General features: G+C 34.3%; 30 protein-coding genes and 2 pseudogenes. 26 read left to right on the top strand and 6 right to left on the bottom strand.

The window, feature by feature from the left end:
• Positions 1-14: 14 nt before the first annotated feature.
• Complete coding sequence (locus AB3N04_RS05805) at positions 15-473, top strand: DUF3052 domain-containing protein (protein WP_368505158.1); 459 nt, start codon at positions 15-17, stop codon at positions 471-473.
• A 179-nt stretch (positions 474-652) separates the two neighbouring features.
• On the opposite strand, the gene AB3N04_RS05800 is transcribed toward AB3N04_RS05805, so the two are convergent.
• A complete protein-coding gene (locus AB3N04_RS05800; RefSeq protein WP_368505157.1) occupies positions 653-1660 on the bottom strand; it encodes a DUF3231 family protein in 1008 nt (335 codons plus the stop codon).
• A 644-nt stretch (positions 1661-2304) separates the two neighbouring features.
• Here AB3N04_RS05800 and AB3N04_RS05795 point away from each other — a divergent pair.
• Together AB3N04_RS05795 and AB3N04_RS05790 are read left to right on the top strand one after the other, a co-directional pair.
• Complete coding sequence (locus AB3N04_RS05795) at positions 2305-4128, top strand: serine hydrolase domain-containing protein (protein ID WP_368505156.1); 1824 nt, start codon at positions 2305-2307, stop codon at positions 4126-4128.
• A gap of 157 nt (positions 4129-4285) precedes the next feature.
• Positions 4286-5104, top strand: coding sequence for an STAS domain-containing protein (locus AB3N04_RS05790; RefSeq protein ID WP_368505155.1), 819 nt, complete (start codon positions 4286-4288; stop codon positions 5102-5104).
• A gap of 181 nt (positions 5105-5285) precedes the next feature.
• Here AB3N04_RS05790 and AB3N04_RS05785 read toward each other — a convergent pair whose 3' ends face one another.
• Together AB3N04_RS05785 and AB3N04_RS05780 are read right to left on the bottom strand one after the other, a co-directional pair.
• The gene (locus AB3N04_RS05785; RefSeq protein ID WP_368505154.1) at positions 5286-6032 is read right to left on the bottom strand and encodes an SDR family NAD(P)-dependent oxidoreductase; all 747 of its coding nucleotides are present in this window, start codon (positions 6030-6032) and stop codon (positions 5286-5288) included.
• A gap of 164 nt (positions 6033-6196) precedes the next feature.
• The gene (locus tag AB3N04_RS05780; RefSeq protein WP_368505153.1) at positions 6197-7675 is read right to left on the bottom strand and encodes a methyl-accepting chemotaxis protein; all 1479 of its coding nucleotides are present in this window, start codon (positions 7673-7675) and stop codon (positions 6197-6199) included.
• 257 nt (positions 7676-7932) lie between these two features.
• On the opposite strand from AB3N04_RS05780, the gene AB3N04_RS05775 reads away from it, so the two are divergent.
• The 15 genes and pseudogenes from AB3N04_RS05775 (at position 7933) to AB3N04_RS05705 (ending at position 18006) form a co-directional block, all read left to right on the top strand.
• Positions 7933-8751: an alpha/beta fold hydrolase gene (locus AB3N04_RS05775; protein WP_368505152.1), complete on the top strand. Its 819-nt coding sequence runs from the start codon at positions 7933-7935 to the stop codon at positions 8749-8751.
• A complete protein-coding gene (locus AB3N04_RS05770; protein ID WP_368505999.1) occupies positions 8744-9298 on the top strand; it encodes a GNAT family N-acetyltransferase in 555 nt (184 codons plus the stop codon). Before AB3N04_RS05775 ends, AB3N04_RS05770 begins: the two co-directional genes overlap by 8 nt.
• Before the next feature lie 106 nt (positions 9299-9404).
• Positions 9405-9911 (top strand): GNAT family N-acetyltransferase, encoded by a 507-nt coding sequence (locus tag AB3N04_RS05765; protein ID WP_368505151.1) that lies wholly within the window; start codon positions 9405-9407, stop codon positions 9909-9911.
• 190 nt (positions 9912-10101) lie between these two features.
• Positions 10102-10632 carry a GNAT family N-acetyltransferase gene (locus AB3N04_RS05760; protein WP_368505150.1) on the top strand — a complete coding sequence of 177 codons (531 nt, stop codon included), beginning with the start codon at positions 10102-10104 and terminating at the stop codon, positions 10630-10632.
• A gap of 60 nt (positions 10633-10692) precedes the next feature.
• The gene (locus tag AB3N04_RS05755) at positions 10693-11718 is read left to right on the top strand and encodes a serine hydrolase domain-containing protein (RefSeq protein WP_368505149.1); all 1026 of its coding nucleotides are present in this window, start codon (positions 10693-10695) and stop codon (positions 11716-11718) included.
• A 309-nt stretch (positions 11719-12027) separates the two neighbouring features.
• Positions 12028-12411 carry a VOC family protein gene (locus AB3N04_RS05750; protein WP_368505148.1) on the top strand — a complete coding sequence of 128 codons (384 nt, stop codon included), beginning with the start codon at positions 12028-12030 and terminating at the stop codon, positions 12409-12411.
• Positions 12412-12528: 117 nt separating this feature from the next.
• Positions 12529-12786 (top strand): hypothetical protein, encoded by a 258-nt coding sequence (locus AB3N04_RS05745; RefSeq protein WP_368505147.1) that lies wholly within the window; start codon positions 12529-12531, stop codon positions 12784-12786.
• A gap of 62 nt (positions 12787-12848) precedes the next feature.
• The gene (locus AB3N04_RS05740) at positions 12849-13322 is read left to right on the top strand and encodes a hypothetical protein (protein ID WP_368505146.1); all 474 of its coding nucleotides are present in this window, start codon (positions 12849-12851) and stop codon (positions 13320-13322) included.
• Between the two features lie 623 nt (positions 13323-13945).
• Entirely contained in the window at positions 13946-14308 is a 363-nt protein-coding gene (locus tag AB3N04_RS05735) for a VOC family protein (protein WP_368505145.1), read from the top strand.
• 465 nt (positions 14309-14773) lie between these two features.
• Positions 14774-15040, top strand: a pseudogene (locus AB3N04_RS05730) (GNAT family N-acetyltransferase); the annotation flags it as partial.
• A 187-nt stretch (positions 15041-15227) separates the two neighbouring features.
• Positions 15228-15632: a hypothetical protein gene (locus AB3N04_RS05725; protein WP_368505144.1), complete on the top strand. Its 405-nt coding sequence runs from the start codon at positions 15228-15230 to the stop codon at positions 15630-15632.
• A 136-nt stretch (positions 15633-15768) separates the two neighbouring features.
• Positions 15769-16257: a GNAT family N-acetyltransferase gene (locus AB3N04_RS05720; RefSeq protein ID WP_368505143.1), complete on the top strand. Its 489-nt coding sequence runs from the start codon at positions 15769-15771 to the stop codon at positions 16255-16257.
• Positions 16258-16507: 250 nt separating this feature from the next.
• On the top strand, positions 16508-17125 hold the full coding sequence (locus tag AB3N04_RS05715; RefSeq protein WP_368505142.1) for an alpha/beta hydrolase: 618 nt from the start codon (positions 16508-16510) through the stop codon (positions 17123-17125).
• Between the two features lie 153 nt (positions 17126-17278).
• Positions 17279-17518, top strand: coding sequence for a hypothetical protein (locus AB3N04_RS05710; RefSeq protein ID WP_368505141.1), 240 nt, complete (start codon positions 17279-17281; stop codon positions 17516-17518).
• A gap of 107 nt (positions 17519-17625) precedes the next feature.
• The gene (locus AB3N04_RS05705) at positions 17626-18006 is read left to right on the top strand and encodes a VOC family protein (protein ID WP_368505140.1); all 381 of its coding nucleotides are present in this window, start codon (positions 17626-17628) and stop codon (positions 18004-18006) included.
• Between the two features lie 211 nt (positions 18007-18217).
• On the opposite strand, the gene AB3N04_RS05700 is transcribed toward AB3N04_RS05705, so the two are convergent.
• From AB3N04_RS05700 to AB3N04_RS05690, 3 genes are all read right to left on the bottom strand, one after another.
• The gene (locus AB3N04_RS05700) at positions 18218-18733 is read right to left on the bottom strand and encodes a GNAT family N-acetyltransferase (protein WP_368505139.1); all 516 of its coding nucleotides are present in this window, start codon (positions 18731-18733) and stop codon (positions 18218-18220) included.
• A 26-nt stretch (positions 18734-18759) separates the two neighbouring features.
• Complete coding sequence (locus tag AB3N04_RS05695; protein ID WP_368505998.1) at positions 18760-19038, bottom strand: hypothetical protein; 279 nt, start codon at positions 19036-19038, stop codon at positions 18760-18762.
• 197 nt (positions 19039-19235) lie between these two features.
• On the bottom strand, positions 19236-19685 hold the full coding sequence (locus AB3N04_RS05690; protein WP_368505138.1) for an Lrp/AsnC family transcriptional regulator: 450 nt from the start codon (positions 19683-19685) through the stop codon (positions 19236-19238).
• A gap of 123 nt (positions 19686-19808) precedes the next feature.
• On the opposite strand from AB3N04_RS05690, the gene AB3N04_RS05685 reads away from it, so the two are divergent.
• From AB3N04_RS05685 to AB3N04_RS05650, 8 genes and pseudogenes are all read left to right on the top strand, one after another.
• On the top strand, positions 19809-20216 hold the full coding sequence (locus AB3N04_RS05685; RefSeq protein WP_368505137.1) for a carboxymuconolactone decarboxylase family protein: 408 nt from the start codon (positions 19809-19811) through the stop codon (positions 20214-20216).
• Between the two features lie 183 nt (positions 20217-20399).
• Entirely contained in the window at positions 20400-20945 is a 546-nt protein-coding gene (locus AB3N04_RS05680) for a GNAT family N-acetyltransferase (protein ID WP_368505997.1), read from the top strand.
• Positions 20946-21064: 119 nt separating this feature from the next.
• On the top strand, positions 21065-21523 hold the full coding sequence (locus tag AB3N04_RS05675) for a DUF523 domain-containing protein (protein WP_368505136.1): 459 nt from the start codon (positions 21065-21067) through the stop codon (positions 21521-21523).
• A gap of 100 nt (positions 21524-21623) precedes the next feature.
• The gene (locus AB3N04_RS05670; RefSeq protein ID WP_368505135.1) at positions 21624-22109 is read left to right on the top strand and encodes a tetratricopeptide repeat protein; all 486 of its coding nucleotides are present in this window, start codon (positions 21624-21626) and stop codon (positions 22107-22109) included.
• A gap of 174 nt (positions 22110-22283) precedes the next feature.
• Positions 22284-22946: a hypothetical protein gene (locus AB3N04_RS05665; RefSeq protein ID WP_368505134.1), complete on the top strand. Its 663-nt coding sequence runs from the start codon at positions 22284-22286 to the stop codon at positions 22944-22946.
• Between the two features lie 58 nt (positions 22947-23004).
• Positions 23005-23304, top strand: a complete 300-nt coding sequence (locus AB3N04_RS05660; RefSeq protein ID WP_368505133.1) for a hypothetical protein — start codon at positions 23005-23007, stop codon at positions 23302-23304.
• 53 nt (positions 23305-23357) lie between these two features.
• The gene (locus AB3N04_RS05655; RefSeq protein ID WP_368505132.1) at positions 23358-23819 is read left to right on the top strand and encodes a GyrI-like domain-containing protein; all 462 of its coding nucleotides are present in this window, start codon (positions 23358-23360) and stop codon (positions 23817-23819) included.
• An 81-nt stretch (positions 23820-23900) separates the two neighbouring features.
• Positions 23901-24680 (top strand): annotated as a pseudogene (locus AB3N04_RS05650) (PhzF family phenazine biosynthesis protein).
• Positions 24681-25176: the final 496 nt, after the last annotated feature.

Below are 25176 nucleotides of genomic sequence, written 5' to 3'. Positions count from 1 at the left end.
GGGAGGAATAATTAATGACAGAGCAAAAGGCAATCATTAGGAAATTACAGTTAAAAGATGAGAGTAAACCGATCTTGATCCTTAATGCGCCGAATGAATACGCAGAAGTTATAGAAGCCTTTGAAGCAGAAGTACATACAGAGAGTGTGGTAGGCTCATATTCCTTTGTACAAGTATTCGGTTCATCTAATGAAGAGATTCAAAGGTATGCGAGGAAAGGCTTAGCGCATGTTGAAGAAGACGGATTAGTATGGCTTTGTTATCCGAAAAAATCATCTAAGAAGTATAAAGGAGCAGATTGTAGTCGTGAGACGGTGGCTGCTTTGTTGGCAGATGAGGGCTTTGAGCCAGTTCGTCAAGTTGCGATTGATGAGGATTGGTCAGCATTGCGTTTCAAACCAGTTGATAAAATCAAGAAGATGACACGAAAAATGGCTGTAACTGAAAAAGGAAAACAACGAATTGAAAAGTGAATAGGAAATAGCTAGGTTTTTAAAGGAAGGAGGATGAGATTAGGCTTTTGACCTTCAACAAACTCCCTGTTATGGAATAACTTTATATAGTTTTTTTGTAAGACTTTTTAAGTGGTTTCGTTGAGTAAAAGCTTCATAAATAAAACACCTCTCGTCAACAAGAGGTGCTAATTGATCCATTATTTGTCTTCTTTTGCAAGTTCTTTTCTATTTGGAGCAAGAGGCGGCTCTTCTATCCACTTATTCTTTGTCATTATATTGAACCATTCTTTTGTCACCATTAAGTTTTTCGTGATAATCTTTTCATAAGTTAGGACAAGGTCAGTTCGCATTGCAAAAGCAAGTCCAGCTCCATGATAGGCTTGTGCAGTTTGTAATAAAAAACCAGTATGAAACATCATTAACTTATCTGAAAACGGAGAATCCTGAGAAGTTGTGACTTCTGATTCCCAAGACATTGGTACAGGCAAATTATCTTTCTTTAATATATTGCTAAGTGCTTGAATTTGCTTATTCGAGATTTTATGTGATGATTCCAGAAACTTTCTTACTTCTTTAGATTGAGCAACTTGACTAAATCCAATAGAAAGAGTTTTTTCTAATATCTTCTTTTTTAAATTAAACGAAAGGCTAATAATTTCAGTTGCAGCTAAAGGTCGTTTATCCCCAAAGTAACCATCTAAAAATTGTGAACCTGAAATAAATTCAGGAGTTGCTTCGGGATAAAAGTTAGGGTCTCTTTGAAAATGTCCCTTTTCTAGCAACAATTCTATCGTTTGGTGATACATTCTTTTTCCGTCATTATCGCAGGAATCATAAAAATATCTCAAATCCTTTCTTACAGAGGCACTTAGTGATGTCGTGTGTGCCAATAAACCATGTAACGTAATGACGTGTAAATAGTGTAAACAAAATATGTCCGAAAACAATCTTTTTGTTCCTTTATTAAGATCTGCCTCAGTAAATCCAATGGGTACAGGAAATCCCTCGTTTTCAATAAACGTAGTGATCTGCTTCTTCTGTTTTTCAAACGTACTAATTGCATCCTCAAATATGGTTCTTATTTTTTTATCTTCTATAATAGATAACATATACCTGTTTATCATATCAACTGCTGTACCATTAACATATTGTCCCCACAAAGTCCCTATTTCGGCAGACGTGAGCTTTAAATCCTCTTTAGTCATAAAAACACCTCATAAAATATATATTTCGCTAATTTTGTTAGAAACACAAAAAAAATTTTGGGAAATAAAGGTACAGTAAGTAAACCTGAGAATAAACTAAAAAAATATCCTATGTATATCCCGCTACATTGATTTAATTGTTAAATAATAACACTTTAAATTAGTATCTAACTGGCAAAGAAATTTATACACAGTAAAATGAATAGTAACTAATAACTTCGAAGTCAGTAATCAATAAAAGTGAGGTTTCTTTTTTATTAACTTAAGGGAGCTTATCTTATAATAAGAGATATAAGCGAACAGTGCCTGGCAGTGTTCGCTATAGCTATGGCGTATCTCATTATGATGACAATGGCGATCATGCAGGGATGAATAAAGAAAAAGAGAATATATTAAGCGTGAAATTTTAAGAGGTAGTGACAAAATATATTGTTGTTCGAGCCATTAATGGAAATCAAGGACAATTTCAGGTGAAAACAGTGGGTTTTCTAACGCACGTGGTGAAGATGTAGAAGAATTGGTTCTTATAATCGACTGAATTTCATTTGGCCAGACCTCAGGGAGTGCTTTACCATATAAGAGATGGATCTTTTCTCGTGTTATAAAATGTACCGTTCAATTGATTAAAAGGGGTCTGAAACATAGTGAATAATAGCGCTAGTAAGGTTTTTAAGATGTTCATTTGTTTTCTATTACTCTCGATTTTATTTGGATATCATCCTCCATCAACGTATTCTGCAAGTGAACCTATCCTTTCCGAAAAAAAAGTAGAGGACTATTTAAAAGAACATAAGAAAGATATTGCTGGTTTAGCAACCATTGTGATAGATGAAGATGAAGTCATTTACAAAATGGAAGGTTATGCAGATAGAGAAAAACAAATTCTGGTTAATGAAGATACTGTTTTTGAATGGGGGTCTGTTTCTAAAATTCTGATTTGGATTAGTGTTTTACAATTAGTCGAGAAAGGAGAGCTTGATTTAGAAACTGATATCGACAATTACTTGCCAAATGATTTCCGCTCCAAAACAACATTTGAAGATCCAATCACGATGCGGCACTTAATGAATCATACAGCGGGATTTGATGATAGTTATACTGATTTAATGATTCATCGTCCAACCGAAAAATACATATTAAGAGAAGTCCTTGAAGAAGCAGCTATTACGCAAAGATTTCCTCCTGGTGATATTGTGGCCTATTCAAATTATGGAAGTGGTCTTGCTGCTTACATAGTTGAAGAAGTGAGTGGTCTAGACTACCGGGAATACATACATAAGAATATTTTTGAACCCCTTCACATGACAAAGACTTCAATCGGTTCCGAACAAGAAGATAACAGTTGGGTGAAAGAGGCTAGGGGAGAGGTGCAGGGATATTCAAATGGATTAGAATTAATTGAACCTAATTTTTACTCGATTCCGCTGTATCCGATAGGGAGTGCTATGGGAACAGTTACGGATCTACAAAAGGTATTACAAGCGCTATTAGCTGAAGATGGAGTCCCTTTATTTAACGATACAGAAACGATTGAGACCATCTTTGAACCAACATTATATTATCCGGAAACCACGATCCCAAGGGTCGCAAACGGTTTATTTTATTTACCTTCGAAAAGTCAGCATGTGTATGGTCACGGTGGGAATTCGAAGGCCTTTAGCTCTTCTTTTTATGTCGATCGAAACGAACGCATCGGAGTTTTAGTGTTGACCAACATGAAAGATGAAAGTACGTTCACATCAGGAATACCTGAACTCATTTTTGGTGAATATTCACATGTTGAAAGTGACGTCATTTTGGAAAATGCATCTCAATGGAGTGGTATGTATGAGCCAGCTCGGTTACCCAGCACTGGATTTAGTAAGGTGTATGGATTGTTTTTAAGAGGTAAAACGGAGCAAAGTGGCTCCCATCAATTAATCATGAACGACTTCCATTATTCGCAGCTAGAACCAGGCATTTACATAACAGAGGATGGTCCTAGCTTGTACAGTCTAGATGTGTATTCAAAGCATCCACAAATGAAAAAAGTATTATCGAATACCTATTCAGATTTACTTTACGTTCCATATTATAAACATCTCATAGAATGGGGAGGAATGATTCTAGCCGTATTAGCTATCCTGTTTTCTTTCATCTATGTGATCGTCACTTCTTTAAGAAGGATATGGACTAAAAAACACCTGCATCTATTCCTTTTTGGTCAACATGTGTTAAATCTACTGATGGTTATGAACGTTCTTTGGATTGGTTATCAGACAGTATCAATGGTCAGTTATGCCATCCTCAAACCATATTTAACTCTCAATCTTATCTATATTGTTCTAGCACTTATTAATAGTGGATATTTAAGTGTTAAGGTGAAAAATCAATGTTTAGGCAAACGTGAAAAACGAGTTTGGATAATGACAATTGTTTTTACAGTTATTTTATGTGCAAACCTTTTATATTGGGAGTTTTATTATTAGATATTTAGCGCCAATGGCCAGAGGAACATTTGAGTTCGATCAATCGTTAAGTCTAACAAATGCTTTGGAAGCGTTCAGTACGTAGAAAAACCTGGGTTGCGTGAGGACAACCAAGAATAATATAATAAAAGTAGTACAAAAGGAGGGGGAATGAAAAGTGGAGCATTATTTAGAATCTTCATCTAAACTAAGAGAATTCTTCGAAGCTAATAAGAATGATTTTGAATGTACCTTGTTAGATGAAGCAGTAAATGTTAAAAGTAAGATCAATGAAATACTAAAAATTGGTAATATCGATTTAGTTAATAATGCACATCAGTTAACGGTTTTTATCATTAATAACGAAGATAATGAACTAAAACGGTTTGCGAAAAAGGAAGGGATAGCGTGGGCAACACATTCTTTGGAATTATCTTTTAAGTTGGAATGGGTACAAGCTATTCGTAGAACGTTATGGATTTTTATACATAAGTATTATGATCAATCTAATCAATATACTAGTAACGATTTTTTTAATTTAGAGGCACAGATAAATAATAGAGTAGACCTTTTTTTAAATGAATTTTTCATTAGTTATTCTACATACAAGGATGCTCTGTTTCATGCACAAAAAAAATTAGTCGAAAATCTATCAGTACCAATCATTCCAATTAATAGCGATATTAGTATCTTGCCATTAATAGGATCAATTGACATGAATCGTATTGAAATTATAAAGGAAAAAGTATTGGCAGAGGTATCAAATTTACGAATTCAAACGTTAATAATAGATCTTTCAGGTCTCGCTAATATGGAACAAGTAGTTATCTCTGAATTTCTGAAAGTGATTGATGGGATCTCATTGATGGGCTGCTCAACAGTATTAACAGGATTACGGAAGGAAGTAGCAATAGATATTACTGACTTGGGAATTGCATTCAATTCAGAAACCAAGGTCTTAGGAACGTTGCAACAAGCACTAAGTGAATGCCTCTAACAATAAACACGCAACTTAGACGTAATTAGGTGCTTTTTTAGGTGAGTTATTATTTGAAAATTTAGACTGTGTAGGCAAGTTGAATGAGTAAAAGGGAATGGGGGGCACCCTATCTACTCTTATGTCGATATTTGAAAAGTAAGTCAGTGATAGAGAGACAGCCCCCATATTCCTTATTAACTCAGTCATCCGCAGTACCCAACGTCATTCCACCATCTACAACTAGTTCTGTACCCGTGCAATAAGAGCTCTCATCAGAAGAAAGAAATGCTACAGCCCGAGCAATTTCAATCGGTTGGCCAATACGTTTTATTGGGACTGATTCGTAATAAGTAGGTACATCCTTTCCTTGAGTGGCCATATCAGTTTCGATTCCACCCGGATGGACCATATTCACTCGAATTCCTTTTGGACCTAATTCAATAGCGGCAGCTTTAGACATGGCTACCACAGATGCTTTTGTCGCAGCATAAGCAGAAGACTTGCTGATGGGTGCAAATGCACTAATGGATACATTGTTTACAATAGAACCTTTTTGCTGCTTTTCCATTTGTGGAATCACCGCTTGCATCCCCATAAAAACCCCAAGTTGATTCACTTGAATGAGCTGATTGTAATCTTCCAGCGTTATCTCCGTAAATGGTTTGCGCTTTAGAACCCCAGCATTATTCACTAACACATCGAGCCTACCAAATTTATGTATGACTTCATCAATTGCTGATTTCCATTCTAATTCTTTTGTCACATCTAACTGAACTGGGAAGGCATGATCTTCGCCAATCGTCTTAGCTACTTCTAGTGCATCATCATAGTTCCGAGCACCTACCCCTACCTTAGCCCCTAATGCAGCAAGGTGTTGAGCAATCGCTTTTCCCTGTCCCCGATTAGCTCCGGTAATCAGAATGACATGATTTTGTAAGTCCGGCATATACAACCTCCTTCATTTATCATAAGCACTGTTGTTATGGCATTTTAACATATAAATAAACAATTTATTTTTGGAAATAGATAACAAAAACCCCATTATTCATAGCCACTGGTCATGAATAATGGGGTTTACTTATAGTATAAAGGGAATTTCAAGTAAGAAATTTACTTACTATCTCCCATTATCGCTTGAGCTTTATTTGTTGTTTCTTCCATTAATTTAGCCACAAGCTCATTATCGACAGCCAGATTTTCAATCGTTGCTGTCATTTCTTCTAAGCTTGCCGAGGATTGCTGAATAATCGCTGCTAAATCGCTTGTTGAAGCCTCAACATTTGATGATTGCTGCTTCACATTTTCAGACAGATTCGTCATTAACTGGACTTTGCCATCAAGTGAATCGATCATTTCCTTTACAGACAAAAATGAGGATGTAACATCTTCTGTTGAAGCAATCCCTTTTGAGATAAATGTGCTACTCGTCTCCATTTTATTAAGTGCCTCGGAGTTTTTCGTATTCAGCTGCGAAAGGTTAACATTGATCTTATCGGTTGTGTTTTTGCTCAGCTCTGCTAATTTGCGAATTTCCTCCGCAACCACTGAAAACCCTCTACCAGCTTCGCCTGCGCGAGCTGCTTCAATTGAAGCATTTAAGGCAAGTAAGTTTGTTTGTCCTGATATTTGCTTGATCGTTCCCGTAAACGTATTTGTTTCCTCAATGGTCTTCGTTAATTCGGCAAATGTTTCGTTTAGGGCATGGACGATTTCTTCAAGCTTTTTCATGTCTACATTTAATTCAGTCGCCTTTGTTAAGCCATCATTAGCAACATGAAGCGATTGATCCGATTGTTCTTTAAGTTCCGTCGTTACATCGTGTAATTGAACCATATTGTCTTTTGAATCTAGAGCATTACTGGAGATATCATTAATTTGCTCGGATTGAACCGTGCTTCCTGAAGCCATTTCGTTAATCGCAAGACGGATTTCTTCTTGTGAGTGTAAGTTGTTTTGAATTTTTGCATTAGCATTTTGTACATCATCAATGATCCCCGAAACATGTACTTCTAAATGGTGTTTCTGTTCTTCTTTTGTCTTTGTCTCTAATTCAGCCTCTACGATAAATTGCTGAAGTTGCTGGAATTGTTTTTTATTTAAGTAAATTAAGACACCTAAAACGATCCCGGAAAGGAAGTAAACAATAATTGTTGCCGAATAGACGCTAGCAATTTGCTCTGTTTTGTTCATTTCAAGAAAATTTACTAATAGGATACCGATTAATCCAAGGACAAATCCACTAGTAAAGATTTTCTCGTTAAAATGAATGGCAGAAATTAATAATAAGAAAAGCAGAATAATAATCATTGTAGCCCTAGCATCAAAAATAAAGATTGAGCCGATTGAAAACAGATAAATATAACCGAGACTAATGTATGGGAAAAGCTTCGGTTTATTCAATGAGAACTGTAATAAGAAATATAGTAATGCAAAGCCAATCATTTGAGCACCATAGAAGATCGATTGTCCGAAATCTTCATCAAGTAACGTTTTCGCTGCAGCAGCTAAAATAGACAAAGAAAATGTAACAAACATCAGTGTATTTTTCTTCTTGATGTCACTTAATAACATTTTTTGTAGGGTGTTCACAAAAATTCCTCCAGCTTGATTAAAATGTTGTGGTAAATGATAGAACTATAAAAGCAATTTTAAGGGAGTTAATTATTCTTTATGGCATAGGAAAAAATAACTACTCTTAATTAGTAGATAATATCATATTGCATAACGTAATGTAATATAAAATTGAAAAAATTACGAAAAATGTGTAATTTAGTTATAGGATATTAAGCTGATTAAGAAGATTTAGTAGGTAAATAGTTAACTTTCCAAAGAAAGTAGGGGGCTTAGTGAAATATCATGTTGATAATAACTATTTATATTACAGGATTGAAGGAAGTGGGCATCCCGTTCTTATTTTTCATGCATTAGGCACCGACCATAGGGCGATGAAAAAGTGGATTGAACCTATTTTCAAAGATAAAAATGGGTTTCAGCGGATCTATGTGGACCTTCCTTGGCACGGTCAAAGTGTTTGTAAAGACATTAGATCAACTGAAGAAACCAGACAACTACTATCTTCCTTTATATCTAAATTACTTGGAGATAGGGCTTTTACCATTATCGGGCATTCCTTTGGTGGCTATATAGCTCAGGGACTGATTAGCGATAAACTTACTGGACTCTGTTTAGTCGCTCCAGTCATTCATCAAAAAGAACGAGATGTACCCAGAAAAATTAGTTATAACTTAAATAAATCTGCCCTTTCCAATGTAGAACCAGATATTCGGACAGCTTTTGAAACTTTAATGGTCTATCAATCTGATGAAAACCTACAACTCTTTTTAGAAGAGATCCAACCAGGTCGCATCTTAGCTGATAGGGAGTTTTTATCTTCAAACTGGCGAGACGCTGGTTACTTTTTTAAAGAAGATCCATTAGCTAAACGATACGAGGGTCATTCTCTAATAATTGCTGGAAGGTTAGATTCTATTTGTGGCTACAAGGACTATTACAGGATTCTTGAGTATTTGCCAAATTCTACATTTGCTATTCTTCAAGCAGGTCACTTACTACATATTGAAAAAAGGCAAACAGTTCGATTCCTTATAGACGAATGGCTTGGAGAAATCTCAATAAAGTTGGAGGAGCCCCTTTATGATGATTGAAATCATTGGAGACAAAGTTACATTAAAACAGATAGCCAATGAAGATATCGATGAATTGTACTATTGGAAATTTGAAGAAAAGAATCAAGAAGCAAAGAAGTGGAATGGTCCCTATATTCCTGAAGAAAAAGTAACGAAAGAAGAGTACAGTAGAAACTGGGAAGAAGAATTAATTCCAGGTATTCCTGATGCTCTCGTCATAAAGTGTGAGGGGAAAGCTGTTGGATATGTTGGAGCCTATTGGGTGGATCAACATACGAACTGGCTTGAGACGGGTATTGTGATTTATGACACTCATTTTTGGAATGGTGGGTATGGTTCGGAAACTTATGAGCTCTGGATTGACTATCTCTTCATATCCACTCCTATCCACCGACTAGGCATGTCAACTTGGTCAGGAAATAAACGAATGATAAAGGTAGCAGAGAAAGTAGGGATGAAGGAAGAAGCGAGAATAAGAGAGGCACGAGTAGTTAATGGGAAATATTTTGATGCGATTAAGATGGGGATATTGAGGAAGGAATGGGAAGAGAAAGCACTTAGCTAAATGTTATACTTCTTCCACTAATATGTTCTTAAAGGATGATCTAATTACTAATTAAACTTATATATGCCTGCCATTGAGGAAGCTAATTCTATTCTGAGGTGATTCTATGAGTAAAAATGTGAAAATTGAGCAACTAACATCAATTGAAAATTACCTTGATGAGTTGTCTGAGCTTTTGATACAAGTAGTAGAGGACGGGGCATCCATTGGGTTTATGCCGCCACTACAACGAACAGAGGCTAATCATTATTGGGCAAATGTATTAACTCCAGATGTTTTTCTATTGGTCGCAAAGATAAACAATCAGATAGTTGGTAGTATCCAATTACATCTATGTACGAAGGAAAATGGCCATCATAGAGCTGAAATTGCAAAATTAATGACACGCCCTAACAATCGCCGCAATGGCATTGGTCGCTACTTGATGAAAAAAGCTGAAGAGATAGCTAAGCAGGAAGGAAGGTCATTAATCGTTCTCGATACCAGAGAAGGAGATGCTTCTAATCTTCTCTATTCTTCAATCGGTTATAACCAGGCCGGAAAAATTCCTCATTATGCTAAATCGGCAAATGGAGAACTGCATTCTACCGTTTTTTATTTTAAATCAATTTAACTTTAAAGGTAGGTGAATACATAATATGGTAATGTATGTGCGCAATATTTCTTATCTGCACTTGGGAAATGAGTATATTAGAAGATGAATGGATTGAAAGAATGAAAAGGTAGTCTTACTATGCTGACGAACAGAATAAGGAATGACCATTTGTATTATAAAAATAATGGTGGTTGGAGGGAGAGAAAAAATGTTCCCACGTATAGAGACTGAAAGACTAAAGTTAAGAGAAATCACAGAAGAAGATGCAGCAACTATTTTTGATTTGTTTTCTAACGAGGATGTTACACGTTTTTATGGTCAGGAACCATTAAAGGATATTGCGCAGGCCAACAAGTTAGTTGATTCCTTCTCTATTAACTATAAAGAAAAAAGAGGGATACGCTGGGGGATTGAACGAAAAGGAACAAATTCACTAATAGGAACAATTGGCTTCAACGCTTGGATGCCCAAACATAAACGTGCAGAAATAGGTTATGAAATTCATCCCGAGTACTGGAGAAAAAACTATACATCAGAAGCTGTATTAAAGGTAGTCTCATATGGATTTGAGGTTATGGATTTAACTCGAATAGGTGCAGTAGTATTTATAGAAAATGAAGCATCCAACAAGTTACTTATCAAAATAGGGTTTCAAAAAGAGGGAATTCTAAGAGATTACATGTATCAACATGGTAAAGCTCATGACACGTATGTGTATTCATTGTTAAGAAATAATTAGTATACATCTTGTACGGAACATCCTTTTGAATGTATTCAATTGAAAAAGAAAGGCTTCGATATGATAATTGCTGAAAAGAAAAATAATCGGTTTGATTTGGTTGTAGATAATGTAAGGAAGACTTCTAAAGAAGTTGACTGTTCTGGTGCATCTGTTTTTATTATTCATGATGACGAAATAGTTACAGAAGAATATTGGGGGAGACATTCTAAGGATGCTAATGCGAGACCTATACAGGAAGATACACAATTTCATGTAGCATCTGTTCGAAAATGTTACATAGGATTTGCAGTTGCATATGCAATAAATGAAGGTTATATAGACTCAATAGATGATTTAGTGACGAAGTATCTTCCTTTAAACATGGTAAAGATATCCCTATTACAGGGTACAACCATAAGACATCTATTAACACATACACATGGTTTAAAGAGAATGAATGGTGAGGTATATCGAGAGTTTTCATCAGGGGAACACTGGGCATATCGGGGCATAGGAATTGACATTCTAACACAGATTGTTAAAGACACAACTGGTCAAACGGTAGCTGAGATCATAAAAGCCAAAGCGTTGAACCCTTTACATTTAATGGAGACTGGATGGTATGGAAAAGTAAATGAAAAGCTTGTTGAGGTCATAAGGAAACCTAATGATCCAAATTGGATTACAAGTGAGGGGACAGACGGCGACAAGATGAACATGTATGTGTCAACAAGAGACTTGGCTAAATGGGGGTACTTTCATCTTAAGCAGGGATATGTAAATGGAGAGCAGATTATAGCAAGTGAATTGATTAATCTAGCTACCTCCCTCCAAAGTACAAGCTTATTAGATACAGACCTCCCCCAGAATGGTTGCCTATGGTTTGTAAAAGATTTACCTGCAAGAAGAACAGAAATTGGTGAACTTGTACCTAAAAGATCCTTTCAAATTTTAGGATATACAGGAGTTACCCTTTTGGTAATACCTTCTCGTAATCTTGTGGCCGTACGTGCTTTTAATAGCTTTGGTTCACCCGAGGGTTTTGATTATTTAGCAGATGTTAGAAAATTTGGTGATACGATAATGACTTGCTTAGTGAAGTAACGGGGAGTCGCTTTAAAAGGAAAAGTTGTTAGTTAAAGGTAGAAATACTTTGATCTGAAAGGAAGAAGGCTTGAACTGAATATTGAAAATGATATCCCAGGTAATGAAATAGCTCATTTATACACGTATAATGCTCTTTCTACTGAGAAAGAAGAACGTACGATAAATGGAAGGAAATAGTTAGGGAACTCTTGCAGTGGTAGTTTCCATCGTGGTTGATGTAAAAGTAATGAAGTTTAGTTAAAGAAGGAATTTACAAAATGATTAAAGAAATTGATATGAAAACAACCAATATTAAGGAGAAAGAAGATGAAGAACCTTTTAATAGAATCACACTGTATATTCCCAACACAGAATATAATAAAGACCGCAAATTTTTATGAAGAGAAAATGGGATTTAAGGCTGTTCATTATTTGAATGCGAATGAACCCCATGTTTGTTTGTATCGTGATACAACAGAGATTATCTTAACCAAAACTAATGGACAAAAGGTAATTCCGAATAGAGATTTATATGGTTACGGGTATGATGCTTACTTTATTACAAAAAATCAAGAAGACCTTCAAGGAGAATTGATCAGTTCTAATGTTAAGATAGTCCGTTCTTTAACTAATACAGATTACAATAATAAAGAATTCGTAGTTGAAGATATAGATAGAAGATGGATAGCTTTTGGGATTAAAGTTGGTTGAAGGTACAAGTAAAGTTTGTGAAGAAAAGTACTTAAAGTAATGGTAGGTTGATTTAATAAAGACCAGCGTTCTGCTTCTTATGCTAACGTACAAGGATAATCCAAATGGGATATTTCGTTGCTTGATAACTATAAAGAGGTGAATAACATAGCTATTATCTTTGTGGGTTTATGGGTTGGTTTAACTGTGCCTATTGCGTTACACGTTATTTTTACAATACTTAAGCCAATTGTTATCGCTGATCATACTGGAATAAGTATGGTCATCATTGGACTATTAGTTGCTCTTGTAGATGGATATATAGGGATAAGAATGTATGAAAAGATGATTGGACCTTGGTTAGAGAAGCGAAAGAAAAAAAGACATTTTCCATAATTAAGCTAACAGCGGACCTATAAAAGTAAATTTTTTCGATTTTATTAAAGGAGGAGCAGGGTGTGAAGAATCACTATTTTTCTCACTTTCCATTTGCCGAATTGCGTTCCCAGGATGGAAGAGCTTGTTTTAAGATCTGTTCTTTTAAGTATGCTTACCCTCATGCAAAAGATGCTGTAGATGCAGATTGGCACAGAAATTATTTGAACCTGAGTTTACCTGGATTCAAAAGTGAAGTCGATGAGATTATTTTGAATGGAATCATACTAGATTATTTTATTAAAGAGTTACAAGCTTTCGAGGCACTTCACCGTGATAAAGTGAACCTTGATCCTATTGAGCCATATTTTTGGCTGGGCTTTAGTTATATTTGCAAAAAGAGTAAAACAATTAAAGTAAAAGGGTATGTTCAATATCCAGCTGGAATTGGTTCAGTTCTCAATTTTGATTTTCAGACTGATTTACCTTCCATTATTAAGTTTAGGAAAGGCTTAGAGGGAATTTTATCTAAATTTCCAGCTGTTTATGAAGACTAGGTTTCATACAGCTTTGCCTCTTTGAAGTGAAACCGAATGACCAAAGCGTGTTCAATTAAAAGATGCATTTCTTAAACAAGGAGAACATTCTTTATCTCTTTAAAAGGAAATTAATGCTAAAAAAGGATCCTTTCATAGGAAGTTAGATTATCGCATTAAATGCAGCAGTTTAACTTAGATAAGACATAAGAAATGAGGTGGCACTACATGATAAGTGCTTCTACTTGGTTCGACCCATATGTTTTGGAAGTGCTTGCAATACCAATTGTTATGATTCTTGGAACTATTTTGGCGTGGATAAGCAGAAGAGTGATGATAGGGATTATAATTCACATTGTATCAACCATCCTTTTTTACAGTTGGGTTGGTATCTATTTTTATGCAGCCGATACATCACAATTTTTTGCGATACATATGAATGACTTTGAAAATTACATAATCCATGTATTTTTTATCGGCATTACTTGGTTGTTATCATGGCGATTTGTAAAAAGTAGAAAGAAGCAATTCAACTGATGCTTTACTGGAACAAACAGCAGAGCAGTTTATTTAAGAAGGAGAATCCAAAAATCATCATAATGGCTTATAATGGAAATAACTTCACTTTAAAGGAGGATCTCTAAATGATTATTGGATTACATCATGCTCAAATTACTATACCAAAGGGCGCTGAAGAACAAGGTAAAGAATTTTATTGTAATGTATTAGGATTATCAGAAATAGAAAAGCCTGATTCCCTTAAAGGGCGAGGTGGCTTCTGGCTACAAGTTGGAGACAAAGAGGTGCATGTAGGTACAGAAGAAGGGTTCGATCGGTTAACTACGAAAGCTCATTTAGCCTATCAAGTAGAAGACATTGCTCATTGGAAAAAAGTATTAGAAGAGAACAACATTAAAATGTTAGAATCAGTTCCAATCCCAAACTATGAAAGATTTGAATTTAGAGATCCTTTTGGTAACAGAGTAGAAATGATAAAAGGAACTTAATGAATCATATTCAACAATCGGGTAGCAATCCTAAAATGAACAGGGGTTGCTTTTTCTTCTTAAAGTAAAGGGCAGTAGAGTTTAATAATAGTTATATTTTTTTATATTAGAGTTTTAGAGGGAGGTAAGGAGGTAAGTTAATTGAAAACTTATATTATATTGTTTTTCATTGTAGCTTTAATGCACTCGATTACTCTTGTTAATATCACTATATTTAGTGGTGAATGGAATGGAATAGTATTAGCTCTTTCAACGATTTTATTTCTTATTGCTATATTTTATTTTTCAACAGAATTTAGAGCTAACCGAAATCAAAAGTCACATTAATTGAGTAATGTTAAGCTAACGGGTAGCATTCCTTTAACAAGGGATGCTATTTTCTTTGTAAACGAAAAGGAAATTAATGTTAAAATAAAGAAGCAGGTTAGAAAATTTATTTAACACTAACTGGAAAATAATACAATAAATTCACAATATTGGAGTGGGGGATTTGGAACTAGAGCCTTTACTTTATGGATTAACCATTTATTTAACACTTTATCTCTGGTAAGAGTAGGATTCACCACATGGTCGGGTAATCATAGAATGGTCAAAGTAGGAGAAAAGCTAGGAATGACATTGGAAGCTAGACTTAGAAAATGTCGTTACTTTAATGGAGAATATTTTGACTCTATCAGAATGGGGTTATTAAGGGAAGAGTGGGAAGCATTAAAACATACTTTGAAAATCTAAGGAAGCATAAAAACAAGAGTTGATTGTCCAACTCTTGTTTTTATATATGAGATTGTGAAGTATTCTACTTAAAGTAAAGGGGGCATTCCTTCACCAAGTGATGCTTTTTCTTTGTCTAATAAAAGGAAATTAATGTTAAAATAAAGGAGCAGAATACTTCAATAAAAGATTTAGAAAGGGGTGTATGATGAGGGATAAGAAAATGATAGTAATCCTGGTAATTGTCCTAATCTCCATGGCAATAATAACTTTAAATAATTTTATAGAAGATAAGAGTGAGAAGGTGTATTCTCAACAAAGTTTTGGCGGGATGTATATAGAGGAAAAAGAACACCACGTTAAACCAGGCGAATATCAGCAAATGTGGATTATTGGCTATAATGCTTATGAAGATAGCGAAGGAAAGGAACCATTTAAGGTCTTTATTAAGGATGCCAATGTATATAATCTCATCGAAGAAAACCAAGAGTACGTTATTTCTTTTTCGGCAAAACATCAAGATGAGTCAAACAATAACATTTACAGTTTAGATTGGATATCGTTACCAGATGGAGGACAAATGCGTGGTGACGGATTGATTGATAAAAATTAAAGTTATCATTTGTGTGAGATTGAACTTGAACAAACGGGTAGCGACTGCTCAATAAGAGCAGTGCTTCCTTTACTAACGGAGCAGGATAGGGAAATAATGATTTAGAGGTTAAATTCAATTTTAGGAGATGAATAAATTGTTTGAAACGGAAAGATGTTTTGTTAGAACCTTTCAAAAATCCGATTATATTGATGTGAAAAAGTTATATGTAAATGAGGAGGTAAGAAAATTTCTTGGTGGCACTCGTCAGGAAAATTCAATAGAAGTTGTATTAGACGAGATGTTAAATTCGAGTCCTAACTCTTATTATTGGGTTGTTCGAGAAAAGCATACAGATAGTTTCATTGGGTTAGTTTCTATTGACCCGCACCACGATGGCATTTACTATGAGATTTCATATCAATTCTTACCGAATTGGTGGGGAAAAGGTTATGCAACAGAAGTAGTTCAGTTATTGATTAGATATGGTTTAAATGAACTAAAACTTTCTAAAGTAATTGCAGAGACACAAACTGCCAATACTTCCTCTTGTAGGCTCTTAGAAAGATTAGGAATGGAATTAGAGCAAACAATAAATAGATTTGATGCTGAACAAGCAATTTATTCTATTAAATCACCTAATTAAAATTGAAGAATTGAATTGAAATGAGGGATTGTGTGAAAAAGAATTTTATTTTAGTTTCTTTGACAGTGATAGCTTTTGTTTGATAATAAACCAATGATATTAGAGAATGCCTTCTCCTCAGGCAAAAGAAATAATTCATTAGTTACTTAACTAACGGGTGCAATCCTTGAATAAGCAGAGATTGTCTTTTTCTTATTGAAGTAAAGAAGAGATAAGAGATACTAACATGCACACTAAAGGAGTGAGAAGTTTGGCGAAAAATAATAAAGATGACTATAAAAGAATCCCATTTAGAATGATAGAGCAAAAAGAAAAAACGAATAATCTAGCTATTGTCTTACCTGGAGCTGGCTACACGACACAGGCACCATTATTACACTATACAACAGGCTTATTTTACAATAAAGGATTCGATATATTACACGTTAACTATAAATATAATAGCCAAGAATTGTCAGCTCTAAGTGAAAAGGATTTTACTAGTAATGTTCAGCTTGCAATTGATAAGGCAACAAAAAACAAGGAATATGATAATTGTTATTTAGTGGCAAAATCAATTGGAACAATTGCATTAAGTTATTTACTAAGTAATCTGATGTTTAAGGATGCAAAAATAGTATGGTTGACTCCATTATTACAAAGAGATGATGTTTTCAAGGCTATGCTTAAAAGTAATAATAAGGGACTTTGCATTATTGGAGATAAAGATAGCTACTTTATCGAAGAACGAATGGAAAAGTTAAAAAACAATTATAGACTTGAAATAAAGGTAGTAGAAGGTGGAAATCATAGTCTAGAGCTTAACGAGGAACCACTAGAATCAATTGATGTATTGAAAAGAGTGATTTTAGATATAAGTGACTTTTAAAAAGGATAACTAGTTATCTTATTAAGCTAACGGGTGCATTCCTTCAACAAGGGATGTTTTTTCTTTGTTAATTAAAAGGAAATTAATGTTAAACTAAAGGAGCAGAAGAGTTGAAGAAGAATTCTTATTTACAAGAAAAAGGGGAGAGGAAATATGAACCAAAACAAGTCTTACCTAATAGGTTCTTTCTTAATTTTGTCGGGTACAATTTTGTTGGGTATTATGCACTTAGCGATTGCAATGTACATTCCTAATATGACAGGTTGGGGTAATCCTCCTGGAAAATTTGCTACTGTGCTTAATGGAATAATGGGATGGTTTCCATATATTTTGAGTATTGTTCAAATAGTAATTGGTACAATATTGGTTAAGAATTCACTTAAAAAAGCATAAACAAAGTTAGTAATTCATTATTGTGCTAATGGGTGCGTTAGTTTAACAAGGATATTCTCTCCAGATAACAATATTAATTTATTATTTATAAGGGAGTGGAAAGACTTATGTTTAGTAAAATTGGTCAAATTATGTTGTATGTAAATAACCAAGATGAAGCAGTGAAATTTTGGACAGAGAAATTAGGATTTACTGTGATTTCTGATGAAAATAACGGTCAAGGAATGAGATGGATTGAAATTGCTCCAAAAAAGGGAGCAGAAACAACCATCATTCTCCACAATAAGGAGTTCGTTGCTAAAATGTCTCCTGGGTTAAATCTTGATACACCATCTTTAATGTTTTTTTCTGAAAGTCTCGAACAATTACACTGTGACTTGACAAATAAAAAAATCACTGTCGGAGAAATTGTAAATATACCATCTGGTAGAGTATTTAATTTTGCAGATAATGAAGAGAACTACTTCGCTGTAATGGAAAAAAAGTAATATAAAGGAAGTCGAATTGCTCTATTCTGTTATTCAAAAGCTGCCTAATTTGGGAGCTTTCTTATTGTATGAACGGGTGCGATTGCTGAACAAGGAGCAGTCGCTTTTCTACTAACGGAGCAGTTTGGGGGGAAAAGGAAAACGTCATTTCTTAATACGTAGTAGACTATTACTATGTAGCATTAATTATTAGAGAAGTACTAAAGCTATCTTAGTGTATCTTTTTTGAAAAGACTGCACTTCGATAATTAGTCATCTCCCAATCTGTATATGCTACCAATGTAAAACCACTTTTACAGTAGAAATTTACAAGGTGAGTAGCGCCCTCAGCCGTATCTAGGGAAATCTCTTTTATATCCATTTTTCTAGCTTGGTTTTCTATATGATCTAATAAGATGGTTCCGATCCCTTCTCCTTGATATGCTGGTAACACGCCAAATTGTCCAACAACCCCTACAGGTTTTTCTTCATACCAAGCACAACCTTTTTTTATACCCGGTTTATATAATGTGATGGTTCCCACTAATCTGTTACTTTTATAACAGACAAAACATTTAGCCCCTAAAATTCTTTCCCTTGTCGTTTCTGGACCTTGATAAGAAGCAACATATTGAAACCCCAAATCAGCTAATTGCTTATAAGCAATGTTTAGAAGGTTTGTTAATTCATTAATATCATCAGACTCTTGATCAAATTCTCTTATAAAGATCTTATTTTCTAATTTCATGGGTATTCTCCTTTTACGATTTTTCTCTAGGTTTGTATTATCTCTATATGCTTATGATTTTCTTTATAGTTATCTTTTTCAGCTTCAGGAACATTAGAATCAAAGATAATCGTATGTACTTTATCTAAGGAGCCAACTTTAAAGAAGGATCTGATGCCAACTCTATAGTGATACCCTAAAAATATAACTCTCTTAGATTGTTTAATTATAGCTTTTTGAATTAAAGCAACTTCTGGATTAGAAGTTGTAAGGCCACTAAAAGCATCTATACCTGTACACCTAATTAAAATGAAAGTCTCATACATCGGAGGCGGTTCGGCTTGGCATAGGCATCGAATAGGAAAAGACATAATAGAAATGTTTGAATTTAATAAAGATAACACTGATGAAATGTCAATACTGATAAGAGGTTCTTTAAGTGAAGCAGAAGAATGGTGGAAGTCTTATCCTAATTGGAGGAACAAATAAATGAGCAGTTTAGTGTAACAATCTCCCTATATTTTCATGAGAAGCTTGCTCCGTTAATTTGTGGCTCTATTGGTACTTGTGAGAAAATAAAATGTGTGACCGTTTGTGCGTAGGGGTTTACTTCTTCTATAAATTGCTCCGCTTTTGAAAAGGTATCAAAGTGCATTTTCAGCATATAACATGCATTACCTGCTACACGATAACAAAATTGCACGTTTGAGAACTTTTGAATAAAATTTTTAAATGCCTTGTAATCCCCGTTTTTAACGGTAGCCTCTATTATACATTGAATAGGCAGACCTAGCTTCTCATAATCAATTTCCAATGTGTATTTCTTGATAATGCCAAATGACTCCATTTGCCTTACTCGTTCTGTTACAGAAGGAGAAGATAAATTAACCCTCCTCCCAATCTCACTCATGGATAGTCGACTATTAATATGTAATTCATCTAATATCATTCTATCAATATCATCAATTTTCATTTTTAAATGATTTCCCCTTTTATTCATTAATTATTTAATGTCTTAATAAATTTTTCGTTATTTTCATTATGTGATTTGTATATTTTGTTATCTATAATTAAATATACAAAAGGGGGATATGAAATGGCAAGAATTAAGGAATCTAATTTTGGAGATACACCCTTTCAAAGACTTTTAGGACACAATGTAGAAGTAATGAAAGGGTGGTCCTATTTAGGAACTGTATTAGAAAGAGAAGGTTTACTCTCTCCGGAGTTGAAAGAGCAAGTTAGAAGATCGTTAGCTCAAAGTAATGGTTGTGAGTATTGTAAAGCGAAAGGTAAACCTGAACTTGATAAATTCGGCGAAAAGACCTCTATTGCAGTTGCGTTTGCGGAGGTCTTCTTAAAACAAAAGGGAGAAATATCAGACCCATCTTTTGAGATTTTGCAGGAATACATGACTGAGGAAGAAATTAGTGAACTGTGTGCATTTATTTCTTTCACTACGGCTTCACAATACTTTGGAGCAATGATGAAATTAGAAAGGTAAAGGAATTAACATTAAGTCTATAAACGTCTTAGTAATTAGTGAGTGGGAATTTCATTCTTCTCGTTCACGTAACGGGTGCGGTAGGGAAAGATGCAGTCGCTTAGTCAACTATTGGAGCAGGTTCCTTTTAAAAAGATTAGTAAAATATTAAATCGTTATTATAGGAATTTGGAGGTGTTTTGGATAATTAATATAGAAGTAAGAAGACCAAGAATTGAGGACATTGAACAGTTAAAAGAATTTTTTAATATTGTAATTTTAGATACATTTACTATGGAAGGTATTGGGGAAAAGTCGGATGATATTAAGGATGAAATTAAAGTTAAAGAAAAATACTTAGAAAGTGATTTTGAAAGCAAAGGTAAAAAACGCTATTTTTTGATAGCTTTAGATGTTGATAAAATTATTGGTTCAATTGAATTAGGGCCAGTAAGCGATCTAATTTCTGCTTGTACAAACAATAAATTCAAAGAGCTATTGGAGGTTGGGACAATTTTTGTTCTGCCGGACTACCAAAGGAGAGGCGTAGGAAATTTACTATTAAATAAAATGTATTTTACTATACAGCAAAAAGGGATAGATGAATTTTGTTTAGATAGTGGGTATATTAATGCACAAAAAATATGGAAAAAGAAATTTGGAGAACCTGATTACTGGTTAAAGGACTATTGGGGTAAGGGGTATGATCACATGATTTGGAAAATCAGAGTAAGCGATTGTGTTTCATAGTTCTTATTCGTGCAATCCTTAAATGAACAGGGATTGGTCTTTTGCTTATTGAAGTAAAGGTGCATTTAATGGAACAATAATATTAATATTATATGTAATTATATTGAGAGGTGTAGTTTATGATAGTAGTCAGTTCTTGTTTAGCTGGATTAGAAGTACGGTACAACGGTACACATAGTTTAGATAAGAAGATAAATAAATTGGTTGAAGAGAACAAAGCCATTACAGTCTGTCCCGAATTGCTTGGCGGATTTTCAACTCCGAGGGAACCTGCAGAAATAGTAGGTGGAGACGGAGAAGATGTACTGAATGGAAAGGCTAAAGTACTGGATAACAATGATCAAGATGTAACCGAACTTTACATAAAAGGAGCTTATACTACATTAGAAAAAGCTCTAAAAATTAATGCAACCCTAATTGTTCTCAAAGAGAATAGTCCATCCTGCGGTAGTTCGCTTATTTACAATGGCAAATTTAGTGGTGAGAAGATTAGTGGGAATGGAGTTACTTCTGCGTTACTTAAAAGAAATGGATTACAAGTAATCTCAGAAGAACAATTTGTTAAAAATTACGTTTAGTTATTCAAGCGACGTGGGTGTTGATAAAAAAGGCAGCGTATTTCTTGTGCTAACGGGGGAGTTTAGGAAAAGAAACAGTTAGAGTATTGGAGATGAAATGATGAACAAAGAGTTAGAGAAAGCTATTGACTTACGGAAAAGGGGAGATCACAAAGAATCAAACGAATTACTAATGAGATTAGTAGAGGAATTTTATGATGATGCTTTGATTAACTACCAATGTGCTTGGAGTTTTGACATATTAGGAGAAGAAGCTAAAGCAGTACCTTTTTATGAAAATGCTATTAAATTTGGGTTGTCCCCAACGGATTTGGAAGGAGCCTTATTGGGATTAGGTAGTACATATAGAACATTGGGAGAATATGAAAAGTCTAAAAGTACGTTTCTAAAAGGGATTGAACTATTCCCTGATAATAGAGCCATGCAAACGTTCTATTCAATGACCTTATATAATTTGAATGAACATAGTAAAGCCATGGAGCTATTGCTAAAGTGCTTAATAGCTACGAGCAAAGACCCTGAGGTTTCCAGTTATAAAAAAGCAATTGAATTCTATTCGGATAAATTAGACGTAATTTGGAAGTAGTTTGTGAAAAGAAAAGATGTACTTAAATTAACGGAGTGCGATGCTTGAACAGGGCATGGCCTTATAATACGAACGAAACAGGTAAGTGGAAGGGTATCAAATTGATGAATATGGATTGGTCGTATATTTTTAAATCCAAGCATTTTACTAAGTAGTTATAAATGGGGGAATACAGTGCCGATATTAAATGCTTTTGATTTGTACTATTTTGATAGAAATGGTCATTTTAAACAATTTAATCAGGAAACACGTTGCGTGATTGGTTTATTTGAACATCATTTACCGCGCTACAAGAATGACCATTTCAAAAAAATCAATATCATGTTTCATAGTCAAGAGTGTGCAGAAACATCCGTATCACGCTTAAGTAACCCAATAAGTATTGATGGGTTTGGTGAAATTGATCTTGTTTTAGACTTGGATAAATATATACATTCAGACAACAAGACTAAAAAGAAACTTTCATTAGAGTACCTCGAAATGGGGTTGGAGCCCTTTATTGAACAGTTTAACTTAGAGCGTGAATGGTTCGTTCACACCATTCATAAGGTCAGAGAATTAAATTATATCAACGAAGGCATCTGGAAAAAGAGTAAATTAAATCCTTCAAAAAAGTTAAGAGCTAAAATAGGATGGCAGCATGATATCGATTCCTTTATTGCCACAATGATTATTGAAGATAAAAAGAAGAACGAAATAATGCGTCAAGAACTTTTCAAGGAGGTTCCGAGTGAATTTATCTTTGGATATCATTTTGGAGAGATTGTATGGTTTAGCGATAAAGAGGTTGCTCTAAAAGACCGACTAGGCAACCGCGAATGGAAAGTTACTATTTAATAGTTTTCACTTGGTATCATTTCGTTGAGGAACTTCGCATAAAGGAGATATAGATTTGATGGATAATGGAGTAGTATTGGGAGAAATCATCATGCGTTATCTTGTTATTGGACTTATTGTGGCACTTATCACTGTGTTTGCCTTTTTTATAATTATGCGCTTGGATTTAAACGCACTCGGAAAATATTCAATCATTGGTGTTTCATCTATATTTGTTTTGTTCTTGTTATTGCAGTCATTCGGATACCATTTTTTTATCGTCTTCAGTTTAATTGAATGGTTAACAAAATTTGTACTTCCTTGGATTATTTTGTATTGGTTAATCAGGGCCATAAAAATAATAGAGAAAAGAAGATAGGAAATATTTTTGTTTTTGTAGGAAAATAAAGGAGTAGAGAAGGGGCGTTAAATATGGAATTTAAAGAAATGATAAAGAGTGCATTTGTGTTAGTAGGTTTTAGTGCGGCAGGAAAATGGAGTGGCGATATTGTTCATCCAATTCCAGAACTATGGGCAAAATCGTATAAATTTATCAGAGAAAACAAAGCAAATAAAATAGTAGGAGTATGCCTTCCTCCAAGAAGTGACCATTACTTCTATACCTGTGGAATGGAGAGTGAGTCTGTTGATTTTCACAAAGTTGAACAAGGAATGACTTTACATACCTTTCCTACTCAAAAATATCTTGTGTTCAAACATACTGGACATGTTAAAGGAATTTCAACTACTTATGGGCGATTATGGGAAATGTTTGATAAGGCAGGATATCAAATAAAAGAAGGAATGCCCGAAATTGAAATAGTAGACGCTAATATGTACGGGAAAGAAGAAACAGATGAATATGAAATGGAAATTTTAATACCGGTTGCATAAGGTAGAATGTTTTTCAGCTAACGGGTGTGCAGGGCAAAATTATCGTGTTAACCTAAGTAATTTAATAAGGAGATTACGGATATGAGGATACCAATTTATCAGATTGATGCATTTACCAATGAACAATTCAGAGGAAATTCAGCAGCAGTATGTCCATTAAATGAATGGATAAATGATGATTTAATGCTAAAGATAGCTGCAGAAAATAATCTATCTGAAACAGCCTTTTTTGTAAAAGAAGATGATGAATATGAATTAAGGTGGTTCACTCCAAAAGGGGAAGTAGACTTATGTGGACATGCAACATTAGCGGCTGCATATGTAATATGAACTTATTTAGATGAGAATTTAAAAAATATCACGTTTCGTACAAAAAGTGGCCTGTTAGGAGTATCCAAGGATAGCGGTCTATTTACATTGAGTTTTCCTTCTAGACAAGGAAAAAAATGCGAGACTCCAGAGGCACTTATTAAAGGTTTAGGTAAAGTACCTAAAGAGGTTTATAGATCAAGAGACTATATGGCGGTATTTGAGACAGAACAAGATATTTTAGATCTTGAATTAAATATGGACGAACTAAAAAAACTAGATGGATTTGGTGTAATCGTGACAGCTAAAGGAAATGAAGTAGACTTCGTATCAAGATTTTTTGCACCAAGTGCAGGGATAGATGAAGACCCTGTTACTGGTTCTACTCATTGTACGTTAGTTCCGTATTGGAAGAATAGATTGAATAAAAATGAATTTGTCGCCTTGCAATTATCAGAAAGAGGCGGAAAGCTATACTGTACTGATTTAGGGGAAACAGTAAAAATGTCTGGAGAAGCCGTCTCTTATTTAGAAGGATATATAAATGTTTAGGGGAGATTAGCTTTAATTATGAGTTCCGTCTTGATGGGAATAAATGCATCTCAAAATTATAGTAATCAAGAAAGGGGCTTCGGATTCTTTTTAACGTTATTATCAATTTCATTAATTGGACTGGTTATTTTTAGATTTATAAGAAACAGAGAGATAGATAAGGAAAATAATAAGCATTAGCTGTCGTATTAAACAAAATGGTGCGAGTGTTCAATATGAGCCTTCGCTTCTTATACGAATAAGGCAGGTTAATGTAATAAAAAGCACACATCATAAATAAGCTGATGTGTGCTTGTTTTGATTTTATTTAATTCTATGTTTCGGTATAAATGAGAAAGCTTGATGTTAGCTAGATAGACAATTTCCTAATACGTATGAATATTTATACGAGGTATTTTCATAAAAACAACATAAAGAATCACCATACTTTACCATATATCTATGTAAAAAATGATAAAATAAAAGTAAGAAAGTAAAGAATTTTTAGAATGAAGAA

Source organism: Alkalihalophilus sp. As8PL, assembly GCF_040939795.1.
Classification (GTDB): domain Bacteria; phylum Bacillota; class Bacilli; order Bacillales; family Bacillaceae_D; genus Alkalihalophilus; species Alkalihalophilus lindianensis.
This window is presented reverse-complemented; position numbering and strand designations above follow the sequence as displayed.

Excerpts from the sequence above, each read along its gene's own strand:
- AB3N04_RS05805 (WP_368505158.1), top strand. The coding sequence starts at position 15 with ATGACAGAGCAAAAGGCAATCATTAGGAAATTACAGTTAAAAGATGAG.
- AB3N04_RS05800 (WP_368505157.1), bottom strand. The coding sequence starts at position 1,660 with ATGACTAAAGAGGATTTAAAGCTCACGTCTGCCGAAATAGGGACTTTG.
- AB3N04_RS05785 (WP_368505154.1), bottom strand. The coding sequence starts at position 6,032 with ATGCCGGACTTACAAAATCATGTCATTCTGATTACCGGAGCTAATCGG.
- AB3N04_RS05770 (WP_368505999.1), top strand. The coding sequence starts at position 8,744 with ATGATTGAAATCATTGGAGACAAAGTTACATTAAAACAGATAGCCAAT.
- AB3N04_RS05765 (WP_368505151.1), top strand. The coding sequence starts at position 9,405 with ATGAGTAAAAATGTGAAAATTGAGCAACTAACATCAATTGAAAATTAC.
- AB3N04_RS05760 (WP_368505150.1), top strand. The coding sequence starts at position 10,102 with ATGTTCCCACGTATAGAGACTGAAAGACTAAAGTTAAGAGAAATCACA.
- AB3N04_RS05755 (WP_368505149.1), top strand. The coding sequence starts at position 10,693 with ATGATAATTGCTGAAAAGAAAAATAATCGGTTTGATTTGGTTGTAGAT.
- AB3N04_RS05750 (WP_368505148.1), top strand. The coding sequence starts at position 12,028 with ATGAAGAACCTTTTAATAGAATCACACTGTATATTCCCAACACAGAAT.
- AB3N04_RS05735 (WP_368505145.1), top strand. The coding sequence starts at position 13,946 with ATGATTATTGGATTACATCATGCTCAAATTACTATACCAAAGGGCGCT.
- AB3N04_RS05725 (WP_368505144.1), top strand. The coding sequence starts at position 15,228 with ATGAGGGATAAGAAAATGATAGTAATCCTGGTAATTGTCCTAATCTCC.
- AB3N04_RS05710 (WP_368505141.1), top strand. The coding sequence starts at position 17,279 with ATGAACCAAAACAAGTCTTACCTAATAGGTTCTTTCTTAATTTTGTCG.
- AB3N04_RS05705 (WP_368505140.1), top strand. The coding sequence starts at position 17,626 with ATGTTTAGTAAAATTGGTCAAATTATGTTGTATGTAAATAACCAAGAT.
- AB3N04_RS05700 (WP_368505139.1), bottom strand. The coding sequence starts at position 18,733 with ATGAAATTAGAAAATAAGATCTTTATAAGAGAATTTGATCAAGAGTCT.
- AB3N04_RS05695 (WP_368505998.1), bottom strand. The coding sequence starts at position 19,038 with ATGTATGAGACTTTCATTTTAATTAGGTGTACAGGTATAGATGCTTTT.
- AB3N04_RS05690 (WP_368505138.1), bottom strand. The coding sequence starts at position 19,685 with ATGAAAATTGATGATATTGATAGAATGATATTAGATGAATTACATATT.
- AB3N04_RS05685 (WP_368505137.1), top strand. The coding sequence starts at position 19,809 with ATGGCAAGAATTAAGGAATCTAATTTTGGAGATACACCCTTTCAAAGA.
- AB3N04_RS05675 (WP_368505136.1), top strand. The coding sequence starts at position 21,065 with ATGATAGTAGTCAGTTCTTGTTTAGCTGGATTAGAAGTACGGTACAAC.
- AB3N04_RS05670 (WP_368505135.1), top strand. The coding sequence starts at position 21,624 with ATGAACAAAGAGTTAGAGAAAGCTATTGACTTACGGAAAAGGGGAGAT.
- AB3N04_RS05660 (WP_368505133.1), top strand. The coding sequence starts at position 23,005 with ATGGATAATGGAGTAGTATTGGGAGAAATCATCATGCGTTATCTTGTT.
- AB3N04_RS05655 (WP_368505132.1), top strand. The coding sequence starts at position 23,358 with ATGGAATTTAAAGAAATGATAAAGAGTGCATTTGTGTTAGTAGGTTTT.